This is a genomic window from Thauera sp. 2A1 (assembly GCF_009469595.2).
Lineage (GTDB): Bacteria > Pseudomonadota > Gammaproteobacteria > Burkholderiales > Rhodocyclaceae > Thauera.
On the sequence record NZ_SSXV01000012.1, the window covers coordinates 1 to 19,637 of the forward strand.

At 68.9% G+C, this 19,637-nt stretch carries 14 protein-coding genes and 1 other RNA gene; 6 read left to right on the forward strand and 9 right to left on the reverse strand.

Annotated elements, in window-relative coordinates; all coding sequences use genetic code 11:
- Positions 1-145 precede the first annotated feature (145 nt).
- Positions 146-3,733, reverse strand: a complete 3,588-nt coding sequence (locus GH664_RS12260; RefSeq protein WP_153168365.1) for an indolepyruvate ferredoxin oxidoreductase family protein — start codon at positions 3,731-3,733, stop codon at positions 146-148.
- A 320-nt stretch (positions 3,734-4,053) separates the two neighbouring features.
- Between GH664_RS12260 and ssrA the strand changes: the two genes are divergently transcribed.
- From ssrA to GH664_RS12290, 6 genes are all read left to right on the forward strand, one after another.
- Positions 4,054-4,391: a transfer-messenger RNA gene (gene ssrA / locus GH664_RS12265) on the forward strand.
- 456 nt (positions 4,392-4,847) lie between these two features.
- Positions 4,848-5,993, forward strand: a complete 1,146-nt coding sequence (locus GH664_RS12270) for a branched-chain amino acid ABC transporter substrate-binding protein (protein WP_153168366.1) — start codon at positions 4,848-4,850, stop codon at positions 5,991-5,993.
- A gap of 134 nt (positions 5,994-6,127) precedes the next feature.
- Positions 6,128-7,060, forward strand: a complete 933-nt coding sequence (locus GH664_RS12275; protein ID WP_153168367.1) for a branched-chain amino acid ABC transporter permease — start codon at positions 6,128-6,130, stop codon at positions 7,058-7,060.
- A gap of 30 nt (positions 7,061-7,090) precedes the next feature.
- Entirely contained in the window at positions 7,091-8,179 is a 1,089-nt protein-coding gene (locus GH664_RS12280; RefSeq protein WP_153168368.1) for an ABC transporter ATP-binding protein, read from the forward strand.
- Positions 8,176-8,946, forward strand: a complete 771-nt coding sequence (locus tag GH664_RS12285) for an ABC transporter ATP-binding protein (RefSeq protein ID WP_153168369.1) — start codon at positions 8,176-8,178, stop codon at positions 8,944-8,946. Before GH664_RS12280 ends, GH664_RS12285 begins: the two co-directional genes overlap by 4 nt.
- The gene (locus GH664_RS12290) at positions 8,936-9,679 is read left to right on the forward strand and encodes an ABC transporter ATP-binding protein (RefSeq protein WP_153168370.1); all 744 of its coding nucleotides are present in this window, start codon (positions 8,936-8,938) and stop codon (positions 9,677-9,679) included. The genes GH664_RS12285 and GH664_RS12290 overlap by 11 nt, the downstream gene beginning before the upstream one ends.
- Positions 9,680-9,728: 49 nt before the next feature.
- Here the strand turns inward: GH664_RS12290 and GH664_RS12295 are convergent, their stop codons facing one another.
- The 8 genes from GH664_RS12295 to trpE form a co-directional block, all read right to left on the reverse strand.
- Positions 9,729-10,187: an Lrp/AsnC family transcriptional regulator gene (locus tag GH664_RS12295; protein ID WP_153168371.1), complete on the reverse strand. Its 459-nt coding sequence runs from the start codon at positions 10,185-10,187 to the stop codon at positions 9,729-9,731.
- A gap of 78 nt (positions 10,188-10,265) precedes the next feature.
- A complete protein-coding gene (locus tag GH664_RS12300) occupies positions 10,266-10,610 on the reverse strand; it encodes an FKBP-type peptidyl-prolyl cis-trans isomerase (RefSeq protein WP_153168372.1) in 345 nt (114 codons plus the stop codon).
- Between the two features lie 52 nt (positions 10,611-10,662).
- Positions 10,663-11,253: a peptide-methionine (S)-S-oxide reductase MsrA gene (gene msrA, locus GH664_RS12305; RefSeq protein ID WP_153168373.1), complete on the reverse strand. Its 591-nt coding sequence runs from the start codon at positions 11,251-11,253 to the stop codon at positions 10,663-10,665.
- A 108-nt stretch (positions 11,254-11,361) separates the two neighbouring features.
- Entirely contained in the window at positions 11,362-15,540 is a 4,179-nt protein-coding gene (locus tag GH664_RS12310; protein WP_153168374.1) for a translocation/assembly module TamB domain-containing protein, read from the reverse strand.
- 5 nt (positions 15,541-15,545) lie between these two features.
- Complete coding sequence (trpC, locus tag GH664_RS12315) at positions 15,546-16,343, reverse strand: indole-3-glycerol phosphate synthase TrpC (RefSeq protein ID WP_153168375.1); 798 nt, start codon at positions 16,341-16,343, stop codon at positions 15,546-15,548.
- Positions 16,340-17,380, reverse strand: a complete 1,041-nt coding sequence (gene trpD, locus GH664_RS12320) for an anthranilate phosphoribosyltransferase (protein ID WP_153168376.1) — start codon at positions 17,378-17,380, stop codon at positions 16,340-16,342. Before trpD ends, trpC begins: the two co-directional genes overlap by 4 nt.
- Before the next feature lie 33 nt (positions 17,381-17,413).
- The gene (locus GH664_RS12325) at positions 17,414-17,983 is read right to left on the reverse strand and encodes an aminodeoxychorismate/anthranilate synthase component II (protein WP_153168377.1); all 570 of its coding nucleotides are present in this window, start codon (positions 17,981-17,983) and stop codon (positions 17,414-17,416) included.
- Positions 17,984-17,993: 10 nt separating this feature from the next.
- Positions 17,994-19,469, reverse strand: a complete 1,476-nt coding sequence (trpE, locus tag GH664_RS12330; RefSeq protein ID WP_153168378.1) for an anthranilate synthase component I — start codon at positions 19,467-19,469, stop codon at positions 17,994-17,996.
- Positions 19,470-19,637 lie beyond the last annotated feature (168 nt).

The window sequence follows — 19,637 nt, forward strand, 5'->3', positions numbered from 1 at the left end:
GTTTGTGGTCGTTTCGACACTTCCACTTTGGCACATCGATGCCGTCAGGTAACAGGAGGGCTCTTCTCATTGAAGAGCACTGCGGACCCATACCTGAGGCGGGAGGGAGGCGTCCATTACATCTCCTACACGACAATCGAGAGACTCAGCCGGCGAACACCGGGATGACCTTGCGCAGCCGCGCCGGCGCGGCGTCGGCTACGTAGGCCTTGCTGCGGAAGCGTTCGAGCAGCGCCGCCTCGCGCTTGCGGGCGTTGGCCAGGTAACGCTCGCGGACGTGGCCGAAGCCGCGGATCTGCTCGGGGATGGAAGCGAGCTCCACCGCCGTCTCGTGGTTGGCGAGTTCGAGCCCGGCGAGGATCTCCTCGATCAGCTTCTCGTAGCCGGCGATCAGCTCGCGGTCGAGCTTGCGGTCGTGGCTGCGGGCGAAGGGATCGAGCAGGCTGCCGCGCAGGTGGCGGAACCTCGCCAGCACGCGCATCGCCTTCAGCATCCACGGGCCGTAGGTCTTCTTCTTCAGCTCGCCGGTCTGCGGATCCTTGTCGGCGAGCGTCGGCGGCGCGAGGTGGAAGACGAGCTTGTAGTCGCCCTCGAACTGCTCCTCGACCCGCTTCAGGAAGTCGCTGTCGGTGTAGAGGCGCGCCACTTCGTACTCGTCCTTGTAGGCGAGCAGCTTGTGGTAGCCGCGCGCCACCGCCTCGGTGAGCAGCGTGATGCCCGGCGCCACGCGCGTCTCGGCGGCGCGCACGCGCTCGACGAGTTTGACGTAACGCTCGGCGTAGGCGGCGTCCTGGTAGTCGGTCAGGTGCGCCTTGCGCCGCGCGATGAGCTCGTCGAGGCTCTGCGACAGCTTGTGATGCGCCGGCGTGCCATGCTGCGGCTTCGCGGCTTCGCTCACCGCCTTCAGGTCCACCGCGGCACGGCGGCCCCACAGGAAGGCGGCCTTGTTGGCTTCGACCGCGGCGCCGTTGATCTCGATGGCACGCAGGATGGATTCACCGGCGAGCGGCACCAGCCCCTTCTGCCAGGCGTAGCCGAGCATGAACAGGTTGGTGGCGATCGAGTCGCCCAGCAGCGCGGTGGCGAGCCGGGTGGCGTCGATGAACTCGGCACGGTCGGCACCGACCGCATCGACGATCTGCGCTTCCATCGAGCCGGCCGGGAACTGCGGGTCGGGATTGGCCGCAACATTGCCGCTGCGGGCCTGGGCGGCAAAGCCGCGCACGAAATCGCTGGTCATCGTCTGGTCGCGGTTGATCACCACCCGGGTGTGGCCGGCGCGCATCTTGGCGAGCGACTCGTCGCCGGCCGCCACCACCAGGTCGCAGCCGATCACCGCATTGGCCTCGCCGGCGGCGACGCGAGCAGCGTGGAGCTGCTCCGGCCGGTCGGCGATGCGCACATGCGACCACACCGCGCCCCCCTTCTGCGCCAGGCCGGCCATGTCGAGCACCGAGATGCCCTTGCCTTCCACATGCGCGGCCATGCCCAGCAGCGCGGCGATGGTCACCACGCCGGTGCCGCCGACGCCGGTGATCAGGATGCCCCAGGGTGCCGAGGTCGCCGGCAGTTGCGGCAGCGGCAGCTCGGCGAACGTGGCTGCGGCGGCGCCCACCGCCTTGCCCTTCTTCAGCTTGCCACCCTCGATGGTGACGAAGCTCGGGCAGAAGCCCTTCACGCAGGAGAAGTCCTTGTTGCACGACGACTGGTCGATCATGCGCTTGCGGCCGAACTCGGTCTCCACCGACGCCACCGACATGCAGTTCGACTTCTCGCTGCAGTCGCCGCAGCCTTCGCACACCAGGTCGTTGATGACCACGCGCTGCTGCGGATCGGGGAACTTGCCGCGCTTGCGGCGGCGGCGCTTCTCGGCGGCGCAGGTCTGGTCGTAGATGATGGCGGTCACCGCCGGCACTTCGCGCAGCTCGCGCTGCACCGCATCCAGCTCGTCACGATGGCGGATGGCGATGCCGTGCGGCAGGTCGGCCGGGCCGTAGGCGCGCGGCGTGCCGTCATTGACCACCACCACCGTGCCGACGCCTTCGGCCAGCAACTGACGGGCGATGATGGGCACCGACAGCGTGCCGTCGTGCGGCTGGCCGCCGGTCATCGCCACCGCGTCGTTGTACAGGATCTTGTAGGTGATGTTCACCTTGGCGGCCACCGCGGCGCGGATGGCGAGGATGCCCGAGTGCATGTAGGTGCCGTCGCCCAGGTTGGCGAACACGTGCGGCGTCTTGGTGAAAGGCGCCTGGCCTACCCAGGGCACGCCTTCGCCACCCATCTGGCAGAAGGTCTGGGTGTGCTCCGGCGACAGCCAGGTGGCCATGTAATGGCAGCCGATGCCGGCGATGGCACGCGAGCCTTCCGGCACCTTGGTCGAGGTGTTGTGCGGGCAACCGGAGCAGTAGTGCGGCACGCGTGCGATGGAGAGCCGCGGCTTGGCCAGCGCCGCCTCCTTGGCCTCGAGGAACACCAGCCGCGCCTTGATGCGGTCGGAGGTGTAGAAGCGGGCGATGCGGGCGGCGATGGCGCGCGCGATCATCGCCGGGGTCAGCTCGCCGGCGGCCGGCAGCAGCCAGTCGGAGTGCGGCAGGCTCCACTCGCCCTTCTCGTCGAACTTGCCGATCACGCGCGGACGGACCTCGTCCTTCCAGTTGTACAGCTCTTCCTTCAACTGGTACTCGAGGAACTGGCGCTTCTCCTCGATGACCAGGATCTCGTCCAGGCCGTCGGCGAAGTGGCGCACGCCCTCGGCTTCCAGCGGCCACACCATGCCCACCTTGTACAGGCGCAGGCCGATCTCGGAGGCCACCTTGTCATCGATGCCGAGGTCTTCCAGCGCCTGGCGCACGTCGAGGTAGCTCTTGCCGCTGGTGATGATGCCGAGCTTGGCGTTCGGGCTGTCGATCACCGTCCGGTTCAGGTTGTTGACGCGGCAGTAGGCGAGCGCGGCGTACAGCTTGTGGTGCAGCAGGCGCTTTTCCTGCACCAGCGGCGGATCGGGCCAGCGCAGGTTGAGGCCGTCGGCGGGCAGCGGGAATTCGTCGGTGGAGGGAATCAGCGTCTCCACCTTGAACGGATCGACATCCACCGACGAGGACGTCTCCACGGTGTCGGTGAGCGCCTTGAACGCCACCCAGCAACCCGAGTAGCGCGACAGCGCGAAACCGTGCAGGCCGTATTCGAGGTATTCCTGGATGCCGGCCGGGGCGAGCACCGGCATCATCAGCGCCTTGAACACATGCTCGGTCTGATGCGGCAGCGTCGATGATTTCGCCGCGTGGTCGTCGCCGGCGATCACCAGCACGCCACCGTGCTTCGAGGTGCCGGCGGCGTTGGCGTGGCGGAACACGTCGCCGGTACGGTCGACGCCGGGGCCCTTGCCGTACCAGATCGAGAACACGCCGTCGTACATCGCGTTGGGGTCGAGGTTGACCTGCTGCGTGCCCCACACCGAAGTCGCGGCCAGGTCCTCGTTGAGGCCGGGCTGGAAGCGGATGTTCTTCGGCTCGAGAAATTTCTTCGCCTTCCAGAACTCCTGGTCGACGTTGCCCAGCGGCGAGCCGCGGTAGCCGGTGACGAAGCCGGCGGTGTTCAGGCCGGCCGCTTCATCGCGCATCTTCTGCATCATCGGCAGGCGCACCAGGGCCTGGATGCCGGTCATCCAGGCGCGCCCGGATTGCAGGGTGTACTTGTCGTCGAGAGTGACGGGGGGCTGTGTGTTCGACATGGTGGCGTGAACCGTCGCGGGCACCGACGCGGCGCGCTGTTGGCGCGGGCGTCCGGCCTGACGACGTTGTCTCCTGTATGGTTGGTCTTGGCGCTCGTCCTCGTCAGCGAACGGCGAGGTGGCATCGTACGGAGAAGCCGCGGCGGAAAATTTCCTCGATGCGGCGCGAATTCGTCGGCGGCGGAAAAAATCTTTCGCACAAACCGCTCGCGGGGAAACGTTCTGCAGCGAGGCCGTGGATGCAGTGCAACATCAACCCCGCTGGACCGGCGCTTTCAGCCCTGTCCTCGTCGCATCGCGTTACAGATTCACCACCGGTCGGAGGTGCATGGGCTTGAAACCAGACGCGCACGCCCCCACAATGCAGACATGGTTGTAATTCCGGCAAGCCGGAGACGTTCTGGACGGGGGTTCGATTCCCCCCAGCTCCACCAAAAGGGAATGTCCTTCAGAGCGCGTTTTCTTCTGACGGGGCTGACCTGGTCTCGACAGGGCGGGCAAGGGTGAGCAGGCAACCCGAGAGGCGACGGACGTAATCCGCGCAAAACCACAAACGCCAACGATGAGCGTTTCGCACTGGCCGCTTAAGGCCTATGCCGAGGCTGCTTGAGCCTTGTTACCAAAGAAAAGCCGGCGGGGACTTCGGTCCCCGTCGTCACGTCTGCAGCTCTGCACGGCCATCCGGCCGCCTGCGCCCCATCTGCGGAAGCCTCCCCCCGCGAGCGCCTCTCGCGCTTGCCGCCTCATCGCCGCATCAACGCCCACGACCGTTCCACGACGAGTGCGCGAACCTGTCCGCCGCGCTCTCGCGGGGCGTGATGTTGCGCCGCGCCAGTCGCATTCGGAACGATCTCGCGAGATTCCGCTGCGCGAAGGAAAAAATTTTCTTTTGCATCCATAAACGGAGCCTTTCAACGAAAAACAATTCCGCTTGCTCCTCCGTACCATGCCTCACCTCGCAGACACCCCCACGAGTGACTGCAGGAAAAAATACAAGCAGGAGACAAACCATCGTGGATTCGCCGTCTGCCGCGCGTGCGGCCGGCGTCCATCCGTCTCCACCATGCTTGTCGAGCCCGAGCGCGCACTGCCGCCCACAAGGAGGAGACACACAATGAAAGCGAACAAACTGTTCATCGCCCCCGCCGTCGCATGCCTGGCCGCCAGCCTCGCCGCCGGCACCGTCCAGGCCAAGGAAGTCGTCGTGCGCATCGGCCATGCCGGCCCGCTCAGCGGTCCGGCCGCCGCATTCGGCAAGGACGGCGAGAACGGCGCCCGCCTCGCGATCGAGGACGCCAACGCGAAGAAGCTGCAGATCGGTGGCGACTCGGTGAAGTTCGAGCTCGTCAGCGAGGACGACCAGGCCGACCCGCGCACTGCCACCACGGTCGCGCAGCGCCTGACCGATGCCGGCGTGAAGGGCGTCGTCGGCCACGTCACTTCCGGCGCCTCGGTGCCGGCCGCGCGCATCTACGAGAACGCGGGCATCCCGATGATCACCCCGTCCTCGACCAGCCCGAAGCTGACCCAGCAGGGCTACAAGATGACTTTCCGCGTCATCGCCAACGACCTGCAGCAGGGCAACGCGCTGGGCAAGTACGCCGTCGAGCAGTTGAAGGCGACGAGGATCGCGGTGATCGACGACCGCACCGCCTACGGCCAGGGCCTGGCCGACGCCTTTGCCAACGCGGTGAAGGCCGCCGGCGGCCAGGTCGTCGGGCGCGAATTCACCAACGACAAGGCGACCGACTTCATGGCCATCCTCACCAAGGTGCGCGCGGCCAATCCGGACGTGGTGTTCTACGGCGGCATGGACGCCCAGTCCGGCCCGCTGACGCGGCAGATGAAGCAGCTCGGCCTCACCGCCAAGTTCCTCACCGGCGACGGCGGCTGCACCGGCGAGATGATCAAGATGGCCGGTGACGCACTGTCGGCCACCACCTATTGCACCCAGGCCGGCATCCCGCTCGACAAGATGCCGGGTGGCACGGCCTTCCGTACCCAGTTCAAACAGCGCTACGGCAGCGACATCCACGTTTATGCGCCGTACTCGTACGACGCGACGATGGCCCTGATCGAGGCGATGAAGGTCGCCAACTCGGTCGAGCCGACCAAGTACCAGCCTGCGCTGAAGGCGCTGAACGCGCAGGGCGTGACCGGACCGCTGGCCTTCGACCAGAGCGGCGACATCAAGGGCGGCGCCATCACCGTCTACAACTTCAGCGGCGGCCGCTGGGCCCCGCTGCAGACCCTGCAGTGATCCCCTGACCGGCCGGCCCGGCGGGCCGGCCCCACCTCCCCCGCATTGCGACTCCGGCGCCCGCTCCACGGCGGGCGCCGCGGGCCGACGCGTCCAGATCCAAGACGGCGTGCGCCGTCCATCAGGGTGAAACGATGGAAACCTTACTTCAGCAAACGCTCAACGGCCTGGTGGCGGGCAGCATCTATGCGCTCGTCGCCCTCGGCTACACGATGGTCTATGGCATCCTCGGCCTGATCAACTTCGCCCACGGCGAAATCGTCATGGTCGGCGCGCTGGTGGCGCTGCAGACCATCCTGTTCCTGTCTTCCGCCGTGCCCGGGCTGCCGCCGCTGGTGCTGCTGCTCGCCGGCGTCGTCGTCGCCGTGCCGGCCTGCATGGCGCTGGGCTACCTGATCGAGCGCATCGGCTACCGCCGGCTGCGCAACGCGCCGCGCCTGGCGCCGCTGATCACCGCGATCGGCGTGTCCTTCCTGCTGCAGACGCTGGCGATGATCATCTGGGGGCGCGAGTTCCACGTCTTCCCGCAACTGATCGACACCGCGCCGATGCAGCCGGTGGACGGCGTCGTGGTGTCGCCGATGCAGATCTTCACCATCGTCGTCGCCTTCACGCTGATGGGCGGGCTGATGCTGCTGGTGAACAAGAGCCGGCTGGGCCGCGCGATGCGCGCCACCGCCGAGAACCACCGCGTTGCCGGCCTGATGGGCATCAACGCCAACGGCGTGATCGCCGCGACCTTCATCATCGGCTCGGGCCTGGCGGCGCTGGCCGGCGTGCTGTTCGCCTCCAACTACGCGATCGCGCACTACAGCATGGGCTTCACCCCCGGCCTGAAGGCCTTCACCGCGGCGGTGCTCGGCGGCATCGGCAACCTCCCCGGCGCGATGGTCGGCGGCCTGGTGCTCGGCCTGGTCGAGAGCTTCGGCGCCGGCTACATCGAGCACCTGTCCTTCGGCTTCCTCAACTCCAGCTACCAGGACATCTTCGCCTTCATGATCCTCGGCGCCGTGCTGATCTTCCGCCCCTCGGGCCTGCTCGGCGAGCGGGTCGCCGATCGCGCCTGAACTCCGGCCGACCTCACAGGAAACGCATCCATGACCTCGACTTCCACGACGCTTCCGCGCCCGGCCGGCTTCTCGCTCGACCTGCGCCTGCAGCAGCCGCTGCTCATCGTGCTGGCAGCAGCGGCACCGCTCGTCGCGCTGGCCTTCGGCGCAAGCTGGGTTCGCGTGCTCGACTTCGCGCTCCTCTACGTGCTGTTGGCGATCGGCCTCAACCTGGTGGTGGGCTTCGCCGGCCTGCTCGACCTGGGCTACATCGCCTTCTACGCGGTGGGCGCCTACACCTGGGCCTTCCTCGCCTCGCCGCACTTCGGCATCCACCTTCCGTTCTGGATCGTGCTGCCGCTGGGGGCGGCGTTCGCCGCGCTGGCCGGCATCATGCTGGGCTTCCCGACGCTGCGCCTGCGCGGCGACTACCTGGCGATCGTGACGCTCGGCTTCGGCGAGATCATCCGCATCTTCATGAACAACCTGAACCAGCCGATCAACATCACCAACGGCCCGCAGGGCATCGACATGATCGACCCGCTGACCATCGCCGGCATCGACCTGTCGCGCAACCTGGACCTGTTCGGCATGCAGGTGCCTTCCCTGGTGCTGTACTACTACGCCTTCCTCGGCGCGGTGGTGCTGGCCCTGGTGCTGGTGCGGCGGCTGCAGATCTCGCGCGTCGGCCGCGCCTGGGCGGCGATCCGCGAGGACGAGCTGGCGGCCAAGGCAATCGGCATCGACACGCGCATGATGAAACTGCTCGCCTTCGCGCTCGGCGCCACTTTCGGCGGCGTGTCGGGCGGACTGTTCGCCGCCTTCCAGGGCTTCGTCAGCCCGGAGAGCTTCAGCCTGATGGAATCGATCGTGGTGCTGACGATGATCGTGCTCGGCGGCATGGGCAACCTCGCCGGCGTGGTGTTCGGCGCCATCGTGCTCACTGCCCTGCCCGAACTGCTGCGCCACTTCGCCGTCCCGCTGCAGGTCGCGCTGTTCGGCAAGACCCTGCTCGACCCCGAGGTCCTGCGCATGCTGCTGCTGTCGCTGGCCATGATCCTGATGATGTTGTGGCGCCCGGCCGGCCTGCTGCCCGCGCGCACCCGCTATGCCCACCGTGAAGGGAGGAAGGCATGATCACCCTGCTCGAATCGCGCACCGTCAATAAACGCTTCGGCGGGCTGCAGGCGCTCACCGACGTGTCGCTGAAGATCCACCGCGGCGAGGTCTATGGCCTCATCGGCCCCAACGGCGCCGGCAAGACGACCTTCTTCAACGTGCTCACCGGCGCCTATCCCATCGATGGCGGCGAGTTCGTCATGAACGGCGCGGAACTGCCGGCCGGCAAGCCGCACCGCATCGTCGCCCACGGCATCGCCCGCACCTTCCAGAACATCCGCCTGTTCCGCGAGCTGACGGCGCTCGAGAACGTGATGGCCGGCCATCACATCCGCACCTCCGCCGGAGTGTGGGGCATCCTCGCGCAGAGCCGCGCGGCGCGCGAGGAGGAAAGGCTGGTGACCGAGCGCGCGCTCGAGATCCTCGATTACGTGGGCATCGGCCGCCACGCCGACACGGTGGCGCGCAACCTGTCCTACGGTGACCAGCGCCGGCTGGAGATCGCCCGTGCGCTGGCCACCGAGCCGCAACTGCTGGCGCTCGACGAACCTGCCGCCGGCATGAACGCGACCGAGACCGCCGGCCTGCGCGCGCTGATCGAGACGATCCGCGCCGACGGCGTGACCGTGCTGCTGATCGAGCACGACGTGAAGCTCATCATGGGCCTGTGCGACCGCGTCGCCGTGCTCGACTTCGGCAAGAAGATCGCCGAAGGCACTCCGGCCGAGGTCCAGCGCGACCCCGGCGTCATCCGTGCCTACCTGGGAGACCACCGTGCCCACTGACAACACCCGCCCCATCCTCGAAGTCCGCAAGCTGCAGGTCGCGTACGGCGGCATCCAGGCGGTCAAGGGCATCGACCTGCAGTTGCACAAGGGCGAGCTGGTGTCGCTGATCGGTGCCAACGGTGCCGGCAAGACGACGACGCTCAACACCCTGGCCGGCGTCGTGCCGCACGCCGGCGGCGAGATCCTGTACGGCGGCGACGAGATCGGCCGCCTGCCCTCGCACCTGCGGCTGCGCCGCGGCCTGGCGCTGGTGCCGGAGGGCCGCGGGATCTTCACCCGCCTGACGGTGCAGGAGAACCTGATGACCGGCGCCTACACCCGGCGCGATGCGGACGGCGTGGCCGCCGACATGGAGAAGGTGTTCACGCTGCTGCCGCGCGTCAAGGAACGCCTGCACCAGACCGCCGGCACCCTGTCGGGCGGCGAGCAGCAGATGGTGGCGATCGGCCGCGCGCTGCTGTCGCGGCCGCAGGTGCTGCTGCTCGACGAACCGTCGATGGGCCTGGCGCCGCTGGTGGTGGAGAAGATCTTCGAGGTGATCCACGCCATCACCCGCGAAGGCATGGCGGTGCTGCTGGTCGAGCAGAACGCCAACCTGGCGCTGGAAGTGAGCGAACGCGCCTACGTGATGGACGGCGGACGCGTCACACTGAGCGGCACCGGCCGCGAGCTGCTGAGCGACCCCAAGGTGCGCAGCGCCTACCTCGGCGAGGAGCTGCTCGCTGCCTGAGCCGCGCCGGCGACGGGCGGAAAGACGGGCAAAGACCGCGCTGCCGCGGCTACAGCGGCAGCGCCGTTTCGTTCTTGATCTCGCGCAACGCCACGCTGGAGTTGGTGATGTCGACTTCCGGAATCTTCAGCAGGAAGTTGTGCATGAAGGTGGACAGTGCTTCGAGGCTGGGGAGGTAGAGCTTGAGCAGGCAGTCGGTCTCGCCCAGCAGCTCGTAACACTCCACCACCTCGTCGCAGTTCTTCACCGCCTGCTCGAAGCGATCGAGCACGTCGGCGCTGTGCTTGCGGAGCTTGACGCGCACCCACACGCAGGTGTCGAGGCCGATCTTGCGGCGGTCGAGCAGGGCGACGTAGCCGCGGATCAGGCCGGCTTCTTCCAGCTCGCGCACGCGCCGCCAGCATGGCGACGCCGACAGGCCGACCTTGTCGGCCAGCGCCTGCGTGCTGATCGACGAGTCCTTCTGCAACTGGGCGAGGATGCGCCGCTGCACCGGGTCGAGTTTCATGTCTCCGCCCCCACCTGTTCATCATCCTGTTTGCGGCCGCCACGCTGCGGCGGCGGCCGAATGAACGCAATCGCGCGTTCAGAGCACCTTCAACAGCTCGACCTCGAACACCAGCGTGGCGTTCGGCGGGATCACGCCGCCGGCGCCGCGGGCGCCGTAACCCAGTTGCGGCGGGATGGTCAGCTTGCGCTTGCCGCCGACCTTCATGCCCTGCACGCCCTCGTCCCAGCCGCGGATCACGTGGCCGGCGCCGAGCGGGAAGTTGAACGGGTCGTTGCGGTCCTTGCTGGAGTCGAACTTGGTGCCGTCGGTCAGCCAGCCGGTGTAATGCACCGACACCATCTTGCCCTTTTCGGCGAGGTCGCCGCTGCCGGTCTCGAGGTCGTCGATGACGAGGCCGCTGGCGGTGGTGGTCTGGGTCATGCGTATCTCCCTTGTTGGAGTGAAAGGATGGGAATTCTACCCGCCGCCGCGTTCAATCCGCCCGCCAGCGCGCCGCGAACTTCTGCCGGAACTTGGCCACCTTGGGCGCGACGACGTAGCGGCAGTAGGACTGCTCGGGGTGGTTGGCGAAGTAGTCGCGGTGCTCTTCCTCCGCCGGCCAGAACAGGTCGGCATGCTTGACTTCGGTGACGATGGGCGCCGGCCACAGGCCGGCCTGGTCGAGCTCCTCGATCAGCGCCAGCGCGGTCTCGAGCTGGGTGTTGTCGGTGACGAAGATCACCGAACGGTATTGCGGGCCGACGTCGTTGCCCTGGCGGTCCTGCGTCGTCGGATCGTGGATGGAGAAGAAGATCTCGAGGATCTCGCGGTAGCCGATGCGCGACGGATCGAAATCCACCTTCACCACTTCGGCGTGGCCGGTGGTGCCGGTGCACACCTGGCGGTAGCTGGGTGCCTCGACGAGACCGCCGCTGTAGCCCGACTGCACCGACAGCACGCCATCCGTGCGCTGGAAGACCGCTTCGAGGCACCAGAAGCATCCGCCGCCGAGGATCGCAGTTTCGTGCCCGGCAGTCGGCAGGGGCGGCAGTTCGCCGGCGGGCGCAGTCGTCGTGTTGGTCATGGTCGTTGTCTCCGTTGGGTCGGGGATGAGGGGGCGGAATGCGTGAGCGTCTCCGCCGCAACTGCTGGATGTTGTGACCGCGGCGCGCCGGGATCATTCGCAGCGCGCTCAGCGGAAGCTGAAGCTGTAGCGCAGGTCGAGCGAGTTGTCGGTGCCGCCGCGGGCAATCAGCGACAGCCGGCGCGACAACTGGTAGGTGAGCTTGACCAGCGTCTCGGCGCCGCCCAGGCTCTGCTCGAAGGACAGGAACAGGTCGCTGCCCAGGCGCTTGCCGACGCTTAGCACCTGGCCCGACACCGTCGGGCCGCTGGCGATGCGCGCGCCGCCGCCGACAACGCGGCTGGTCGCGGCGCGCGAGCTGCTGTTGAGCTCGCCCTGGCCGATGGAGAAGGAATCCAGGCCCAGGCTGCGCGACAGGCTGTCGGTCATGCCCCCGCCCGGGCCGCCCAGCAAGGCCTGCGCCGCCGGCAGCAGCAGCCCGAGGTCCGCGCCCGAGGCGGCGTCCGGCGCGCGGCCGAGCACGATCCACGACAGTTTCTCCGGATCGGGCACGGAGGGCTCGGACACCAGCTTCACCAGTGGCCGGCGCACGCTGCCGAGGATCTCGACGCCCGCCTCGACGGCGAGGCCCTTGCGCAGGGCGACGACGTTGAGCCCGGGGTTGTCCAGCGGCCCCTGGAAATTCACCAGGCCGCGCTCGATGCTGAGGCGCTGGCCGTAGCCGCGGTAGCTGCCGCCCACCGTCGCCACCGTGCCGACCGCCGCCAGCGGCAGGCCCGGTTGCTGGCGCAGGCGCAGCTCGCCCGACAATCGCGTGTCCAGCCCCATCGCCGACAGGTAGAGCGCATCGCCGAGCGCCACGCGCAGATCGGCGCGCACGCCGAAATTGCCGGCCTGCTCCTCGCGCCCCAGCACGACGACGTCGTCGCCCAGGCTGGGCGCCGGAGACTCGGCGAACTCCAGGTAGCCGGCGTCGGCGCGGAAATCGGCCTGCAGGTCGAGCGTGGTCCAGGTGGAACGGCCGCTGCCCTTGCCCGACACGATCAGCCAGCGGTCCGGCCGCTGCAGCAGCGGCAGGCGCTCGGCCTCGAAGCGGAATTCGCCGGCGCCGGTGGCGAGCAGGATTTCTCCCGACGCGTTCAGCGTGCCCGGCGTGGCGGTGAGGCGCTCGACGGGCACGCGGTTGTCGCGCGGACGCACCCGGTTGGGCGACACGAAGGCCAGGCGGTCGAGGCGCAGCCGGTCGCGGTCGAAGCTCATGTCCAGCTCGCCGCCCGCCAGCACCAGGCCCTGGTCGACCAGCGCCACCTGCAGTCCGCGACCGTTGATGCGCCCGCTCGCCAGCGGCTCGGCCACCGTGCCGCCGAGCGCGAACTCGCCGCGCAGGCTGCCGGCGGTATCGACGTTCTCGCGCATCAGCCGGCCCAACCAGTCGATGGAGGGCATGTCGAGCCGCGCCTGCCCTTGCAGCGGCGCCTGCGGCGCGATGCGCCAGCCGGACTTGCCCACGCGCTCGGCGCGCAGCGAGGCGGAGCCATCGACACGCCCCAGCTCGGTGCCGCGCGCTTCGACGCTGACGCTGAGCCGGTCGCCGCGCGCCTCCAGCTTCGCCTCGAGCGCCTCGAGGCCGAGCCGGGTGCGGATCTCGCCCTCGATGCTGACATCGCCCGCTTCGCGGAAAAGGCGCGCGTCACCATCCAGCGTGTCGCCGACACGCAGGTTCCATTCCGCCCCCAGCGTCAGCGGCCCGGGGCCGCGCCGCGGACGATCGGCGCGGTCTGCACGATCCGCGCGCGTGGCCGGCGATCGCGTAGCGTCGCGCTGGCGCAGATCGACCACCAGGCCGGTAAGCGACCCGCGCGCGACGCTGGCCGACGGCGTCCAGTGTGTCTCGAGCAGGCGCACTCTCCCCTGCTCGCCGGCAGCGAGCTCGGCCGCAGCCAGGTCAACGCGATCGGGCGCCAGTTCGAGCGCTGCCGGCGCCAGCAGACGCAGTGCGAGCTTGCCGCCCGTTTCCAGCGCTTCGAGGCGGCCCGCCCAGCGCAGCGGCGCGGGCTTTGCCGTGCGGCCTGCGCCGGCAGGCGTGCCCGCCGCCAGCCCGCCCTGCAGCCGCAGCGCCAGCGTGTTGCCGGCGAGCCCCGACGCGTTCAGGTTCAGCACATGTGCGCCGCGAGTGCCGTCGGCCATCAGGAAGGCGGTATCGACCAGGGCCGCAGCGGCTTCCCCCTTGTCGCCCGCGCGCGCGTTGGCCGACGCGAGCCCCGACAAGCCCACGGACAGCCGGAACGGACCGTCGACGCCGGCATCGAGGCGGGCCTCGCCATTGACCGCGGCCAGCTTCAGCTCGCCCGGCAGGCGCAGGGCTTCGCCGTAGAAAGTCAGCGCGCCGGCAGGCCTGGCGAGGCTGCCGGACACCGTTCCCGCAGCGCCGGCACGCCCACCGAGGCCGTGGCCGATGGCCGCCAGCGCGGGCGCATCCACCTTGAGAGCCAGGCTGTCGCCCGGCCCGCCCCAGTCGCCGTTCGCCTGCAGCCGGTTGCCGGCAAGCTCCAGCGCGAGCACGACATCCGACAGGCGAAAGCCGTCGCCGGCGGCTGCATAGCGGAACGCCCCCGCGCCGCCGAGCGGCCGGCCTTCGAAGCGGCTGTCCGGCAGGCTGAATTTCGCCTGCACTTCCGGCTGCGGTGCCAGCGTGCCGCTGGCGGCGATGTCGAGGTTCAGCAGTGCCGACGGCGCCTCTGCGAGGAGGGCGCGCGGGTCGAGCTGGCGCAGACGGCCGTCGATGGTGAAGCTGCGCGGCACATGCCCGGCCGCATCCGTCGCGCCGGCCAGCAGCGCTGCAGTGGCCTCGATGCGCGCCTTGCCGACGGCGAGGTCGAGATGCGCGTGCTGCCGCGCCACGTCGGCACCGAGCTCGACGCGACCGCCGAGAAGCTGGCGCGGCAGGCGGGAATCCAGGGCTCGAGTATCGACGCCGGCGAGTTCGAGCGCGGCCTCCAGGTTGCCGAAGCCCGGCACTTCGGCGCCCGCCGATTGCGGCGCGTTCGTGGCCGGCGCATCTTGCGCCGCATCCCGAGCCTTGCCCGCGTGCGGCGACCATGCCAGCCGGCCGCTGATGCGACCTTGTGCCGCCGCTGGCGCAGACGCAGGCAGCCGGATGTCGAGGGCGTCGAGGTGCACCGCGTCCGCCCGCCAGGCGAGGCGGCCGGCGAGCGAGTCGAGCGGGATGCCGCCCTGGTCGGTAGGCGCCGGGCGCAGGTTGGTGATGCGCAGCGGGCCGCTGAGCAGCGCGTCGCCGGTTTCCGCGGCAGCGAGATCCGCCTCCACGCGCAATGCTGCGCGCGGCGCACCGGCGGCGAAGGCGGCAGGATCGACGTCGCCCAGCGCGAGCTTGAGCGCACGCAGCGGCACGGACTCGAAGGGCGCGGCGCGCAGCTCCGCCTTCCCCTGCAGCCCTTCGCCTTCGGCCTGCAGTTCGATGCGCGGCTGCAGCAAGGTGTCGGCGGCAGCGAGCTGAAGGGTGTAGCTGCGGCCGCCCTGCTGGCCGGCAAAGTGGCCGCTGGCCGCCAGGGCAAAAGGCGAGACGCCGTCGAGTTCGCCGGCGAGCTCCGCCCGCCCTTGCGGCAGGGTCAGCGTCAGGGCGGAAAGGCGGTGATGGCGGCCATCGCTGCCGAGGGCGGCGGAGAAATCGGTGACGGACAGGATGGGCGCGCCCGGCGGCGGCGCCGGCGCGCCCTGCTCGCCGGGTTCGCGAGCCGAAGCCGGCGCAGCGGGCGGCAGCTCGCGCAATTCGAAGCTGCCGACCTGTACGCGAGCCAGCTCGATGGCCAGCGGCAGGGTGAGGCTCTGCGGCGCGGGCGTCGGCTCGGCCTGCGTGGAAGGCCGGCGCGCGACGCGCAGGCTGGCCGCGGCGAAGCGATCAACGACGACACGGCCGGAGAGCAGCTCCGCCGGCCGCCAGTCGAAATCCAGCCTGTCGAGTTCGACCTGCAGGTCGGCTGAAGCGAAGCGGAGCGTGTCGATCCGCAACGGGCCGAGGACGCGCCCGTGAGGCGCGCTGATCTCGAGCTGCCCGCCGCTTGCGCGTTGCGCGAGGCGCACCAGTGCGCGTGCGCCGGATTCCGTGCCGACCAGCCAACTGCCCGCGCCGGCCAACGCACCCAGCGTGACCAGCACGCCCCCTGCGAGCCAGGCTGGCCAGCGCCGTCGCGGCACCGCCTTCGCCTGCCCCCTGGGAGCACCACCGGCATCCGGCGCTGGCGGCGCAGCGTCGTCCGGCCCGTTCATGGGTCTCAGCCGAACAGCGCGCGCAGTCCCTCGCCCGGCTCGGCGACACGCATGAAGGCCTCGCCGACGAGGAAGGTCTGCACCGCATGGGCGCGCATCAGGGCGACGTCTTCCGGCTTCAGGATGCCGGATTCGGTGACGACGATACGCCCGGTTGGAACGCGCGGCAGCAGCTCGAGGGTGGTCTGCAGCGACACCTCGAAGGTTCGCAGGTTGCGGTTGTTGATGCCGACGAGCGGCGTGCTCAGTTGCAGCGCCTGCTCCAGCTCGTCGCCGTCATGCACCTCGACCAGCACCGCCATGCCCAGGGCCTGCGCGATCGCTTCCATGTCGCGCATCTGCGCGAGCTCGAGGCTGGCGGCGATGAGCAGGATGGCGTCGGCGCCCATCGCGCGTGCCTCGTACACCTGGTAGGCGTCGACGAGGAAGTCCTTGCGCAGCACCGGCAGTGCACAGGCGGCGCGCGCAGCCTGCAGGTAGTCCGGCGAGCCCTGGAAGAACTGCCGGTCGGTCAGCACCGACAGGCAAGCGGCGCCGGCGGCCTCGTACGAGCGGGCGATGTCGGCCGGGCGGAAATCCTCGCGGATCACACCCTTGGACGGGCTCGCCTTCTTGATCTCGGCGATCACCGCCGATCTGCCGGCAGCGTGCTTCGAGCGGATCGCGCCGACGAAATCGCGCGCGGGGACGTTCTTCAGCGCGGCTTCCGCGTCGGCACGCACCGCGGCGAGCGGCTTCGCCGCAGACGCGGCCGCGACTTCCTCGACCTTGACCGCGCAGATCTTCTTCAGGATGTCGCTCATTGCCCCGCCCCGAAGCGCTTGCTGTATTGCACGAACTGGTCGAGCTTGGCACGTGCCGCGCCGGATGCCACGATCTCGCGCGCACGCACGATGCCGTCGCCGATCGAATCGACGAGGTTGGCGGTGTACAGCGCCACGCCGGCGTTGAGCAGCACAATGTCGCGCGCCGGACCGGGTTCGTTGTCGAGCACGCCGAGCAGCACCTCTCGCGACTCCTGCGCATCGGCCACGCGCAGGTTGCGGGTAGCCGCCATCGGCAGGCCGAAGTCCTCGGGATGGATCTCGTATTCGAGGATCTGGCCGTTCTTCAGCTCGCCGACCATGGTGCCGGCGCCCAGGCTCGCCTCGTCCATGCCATCGAGGCCGTGGACCACCAGCACGTGATCGGCGCCCAGGCGGTGCATGACGCGCGCCAGGATGCCCACCAGATCGGGGTGGAACACGCCGAGCAGCGTGTTCGGCGCGCTGGCCGGGTTGGTGAGCGGGCCGAGGATGTTGAAGATGGTGCGCACGCCCATCTCGCGGCGGATGGGGGCGACGTTCTTCATCGCGCTGTGGAAGTTGGGCGCGAACATGAAGCCGATGCCGGTGGCCTCGATGCATTCGGCGACCTGCTCGGGCGTCAGGTTCAGGTTGGCGCCCAGCGCCTCGATGACGTCGGCGGCACCGGACTTGGACGACACGCTGCGCCCGCCATGCTTGGCCACGCGCGCGCCGGCCGCGGCGGCGACGAAGATGGTCGTCGTCGAGATGTTGAAGGTGTGCGAGGAATCGCCGCCGGTGCCAACCACGTCGAGGAAGTGCGGCCCGGGTTCCTTCACCACCACCTTGGTGGACATCTCGCGCATCACCGCCGCGGCAGCGGTGATCTCGTCGATGGTTTCCTTCTTCACCCGCAGGCCGGTAAGGATGGCGGCGGTCATCACCGGCGAGATTTCGCCGGCCATGATCTGGCGCATCAGCGACAGCATCTCGTCGTAGAAGATCTCGCGGTGTTCGATGGTGCGCTGCAGCGCCTGTTGTGCGGTAATCGTCATCTGTGTTCTTCCTTCAGCCGGTCGGCCGCCGCTTCAGCGCGCGCGGTCGAGGAAATTGCGCAGCAGGTCATGGCCGCGCTCGGTCAGGATGGACTCGGGGTGGAACTGAACGCCCTCGACGTCCAGCGTCTTGTGACGCACGCCCATGATCTCGCCGTCGTCCGTCCATGCGGTGATCTCGAGGCAATCGGGCAATGTCTCGCGCTCGATTGCCAGCGAATGGTAGCGGGTGCAGGTAAGCGGATTGGGCAGGCCGTGGAACACGCCAATGTCCTTGTGATGCACCGGCGAGGTCTTGCCGTGCATCAGTTGCCGGGCATGCACGATGCGTCCGCCGAAGGCCGCGCCGATGCTCTGGTGGCCGAGGCAGACGCCGAGGATGGGCAGCTTGCCGGCGAATTCCTTGATTGCCGCCACCGAGATGCCGGCCTCCGCCGGCGAGCACGGCCCCGGGGAAATCACGAGCTGGTCGGGCTTGAGCGCCGCGATCTGCTCCAGCGTGATCTCGTCGTTGCGATACACCTTCACCTTGGCGCCGAGTTCGCCGAAGTATTGCACCAGGTTGTAGGTGAAGCTGTCGTAGTTGTCGATCATCAGCAACATGTTGTTCCCCTCACTCCGCCCGGGTGTCCAGCCCGCCCTCGGCCATCTCGGCCGCGCGCAGCATCGCCTTCGCCTTGTTCTGCGTTTCCTGCCATTCGGAGTCCGGATCGGAGTCGGCGACGATGCCGGCGCCGGCCTGCACATGGATCTGGCCGTCCTTCAGCACCGCGGTGCGGATCGCGATGGCGAGGTCCATGTCGCCATGGAAACCCAGGTAGCCCACCGAGCCGGCGTAGATGCCGCGCTTGACCGGCTCCAGCTCGTCGATGATCTCCATCGCCCGCACCTTGGGCGCGCCCGACACGGTGCCGGCGGGGAAGGTGGCACGCAGCACCGCGAGCGCGTCGAGCCCGTCCTTCAGTTGCCCTTCGACGTTGGACACGATGTGCATCACGTGCGAGTAGCGTTCGATGGTGAATTGTTCGGTGACCCTCACCGTGCCGATCTCGGACACGCGCCCGGCGTCGTTGCGGCCGAGGTCGAGCAGTTGCAGGTGCTCGGCGCGCTCCTTCTGGTCGGCCAGCAGGTCCTGCTCCAGCGCCTGGTCCTCGGCCACGGTGGCGCCGCGCTTGCGGGTGCCGGCGATGGGCCGCACGGTGACGGTGTCGTCCTCGAGGCGCACCAGGATCTCGGGCGAGGCGCCGACGACGTGGAAGTCCTCGAGGTTGAAGTAGAACATGTAGGGCGACGGGTTCAGCGAGCGGATCGCGCGGTACAGCGCCATCGGGCTCGCCGCATAGGGCTTGCTCATGCGCTGCGACAGCACCACCTGCATGATGTCGCCGTCGACGATGTACTGCTTGGCGCGGCGCACCGCGTCCTTGAACGCCTCCTCGCCGAAGCTCGACACCGGCGGCTGCGGCTCGGCGCGGAACTCCTCGGGGATCTGCACCGGTGCGCGCAGCCTGGCGAGCAGCTCGCGCAGCCGCCGCTGGGCACGCTTGAAGGCGCCCGGCACTTCCGGTTCCGCGTACACGACCAGCGTCAGCTTGCCGGTGAGGTTATCGACGATGGCGATCTCTTCCGACAGCAGCAACAGGATGTCGGGCGTGTTCAGCGTGTCGGGCTTGTCCGTCTTCGCCAGCTTGGGCTCGATGTAGCGCACCGTGTCGTAGCCAAAGCAGCCCACCAGGCCGCCGGCGAAGCGCGGCAGGTGCTCGCGCGGCGGCACCTTGATCCGGTTCATGAATTCGGCGACGAAGTTCAGCGGGTCGCCGTAGTCGCGGCGCTCGACCAGGCGGTTGCCGGTCAGCAGCAGCGCGGAGCGGCCGTAGACTTCGATGCGGGTCGGTGAAGCGAGACCGATGAAGGAATAGCGGCCGAAACGCTCGCCGCCCTGCACCGATTCAAGCAGGTAGGTGTAGGGCTCGTTGGCGAGCTTGAGGTAGATGGATAGCGGCGTGTCGAGATCGGCGAAGGTCTCGAGGGTGACCGGAATGCGGTTGTAGCCCTCGGCGGCGAGGGCATTGAATTCCTGTTCGAGCATGGGGGCTCCACGTGGGTCGGTTCGCTTCTGGCTGGGGCGGCCTGTGGCCTGCCCCGGACGTGGCTGCAGCGACGAAGGACTGCAGGCGGCGGTGTCGGACGGCGGACTGGCGATGCTGCGTCTACCGGCGACCCGCAAGGGAAGTCGCGTTCAGTGGCCCAAAGGCCA

Bases quoted from the DNA above. Each gene is read 5' to 3' on its own strand.
- trpE (WP_153168378.1), bottom strand. From the start codon at position 19,469: ATGCTCGAACAGGAATTCAATGCCCTCGCCGCCGAGGGCTACAACCGC.
- trpC (WP_153168375.1), bottom strand. From the start codon at position 16,343: ATGAGCGACATCCTGAAGAAGATCTGCGCGGTCAAGGTCGAGGAAGTC.
- GH664_RS12285 (WP_153168369.1), top strand. From the start codon at position 8,176: ATGATCACCCTGCTCGAATCGCGCACCGTCAATAAACGCTTCGGCGGG.
- GH664_RS12295 (WP_153168371.1), bottom strand. From the start codon at position 10,187: ATGAAACTCGACCCGGTGCAGCGGCGCATCCTCGCCCAGTTGCAGAAG.
- GH664_RS12310 (WP_153168374.1), bottom strand. From the start codon at position 15,540: ATGAACGGGCCGGACGACGCTGCGCCGCCAGCGCCGGATGCCGGTGGT.
- GH664_RS12325 (WP_153168377.1), bottom strand. From the start codon at position 17,983: ATGTTGCTGATGATCGACAACTACGACAGCTTCACCTACAACCTGGTG.
- GH664_RS12275 (WP_153168367.1), top strand. From the start codon at position 6,128: ATGGAAACCTTACTTCAGCAAACGCTCAACGGCCTGGTGGCGGGCAGC.
- msrA (WP_153168373.1), bottom strand. From the start codon at position 11,253: ATGACCAACACGACGACTGCGCCCGCCGGCGAACTGCCGCCCCTGCCG.
- GH664_RS12270 (WP_153168366.1), top strand. From the start codon at position 4,848: ATGAAAGCGAACAAACTGTTCATCGCCCCCGCCGTCGCATGCCTGGCC.
- trpD (WP_153168376.1), bottom strand. From the start codon at position 17,380: ATGACGATTACCGCACAACAGGCGCTGCAGCGCACCATCGAACACCGC.
- GH664_RS12300 (WP_153168372.1), bottom strand. From the start codon at position 10,610: ATGACCCAGACCACCACCGCCAGCGGCCTCGTCATCGACGACCTCGAG.
- GH664_RS12260 (WP_153168365.1), bottom strand. From the start codon at position 3,733: ATGTCGAACACACAGCCCCCCGTCACTCTCGACGACAAGTACACCCTG.
- GH664_RS12280 (WP_153168368.1), top strand. From the start codon at position 7,091: ATGACCTCGACTTCCACGACGCTTCCGCGCCCGGCCGGCTTCTCGCTC.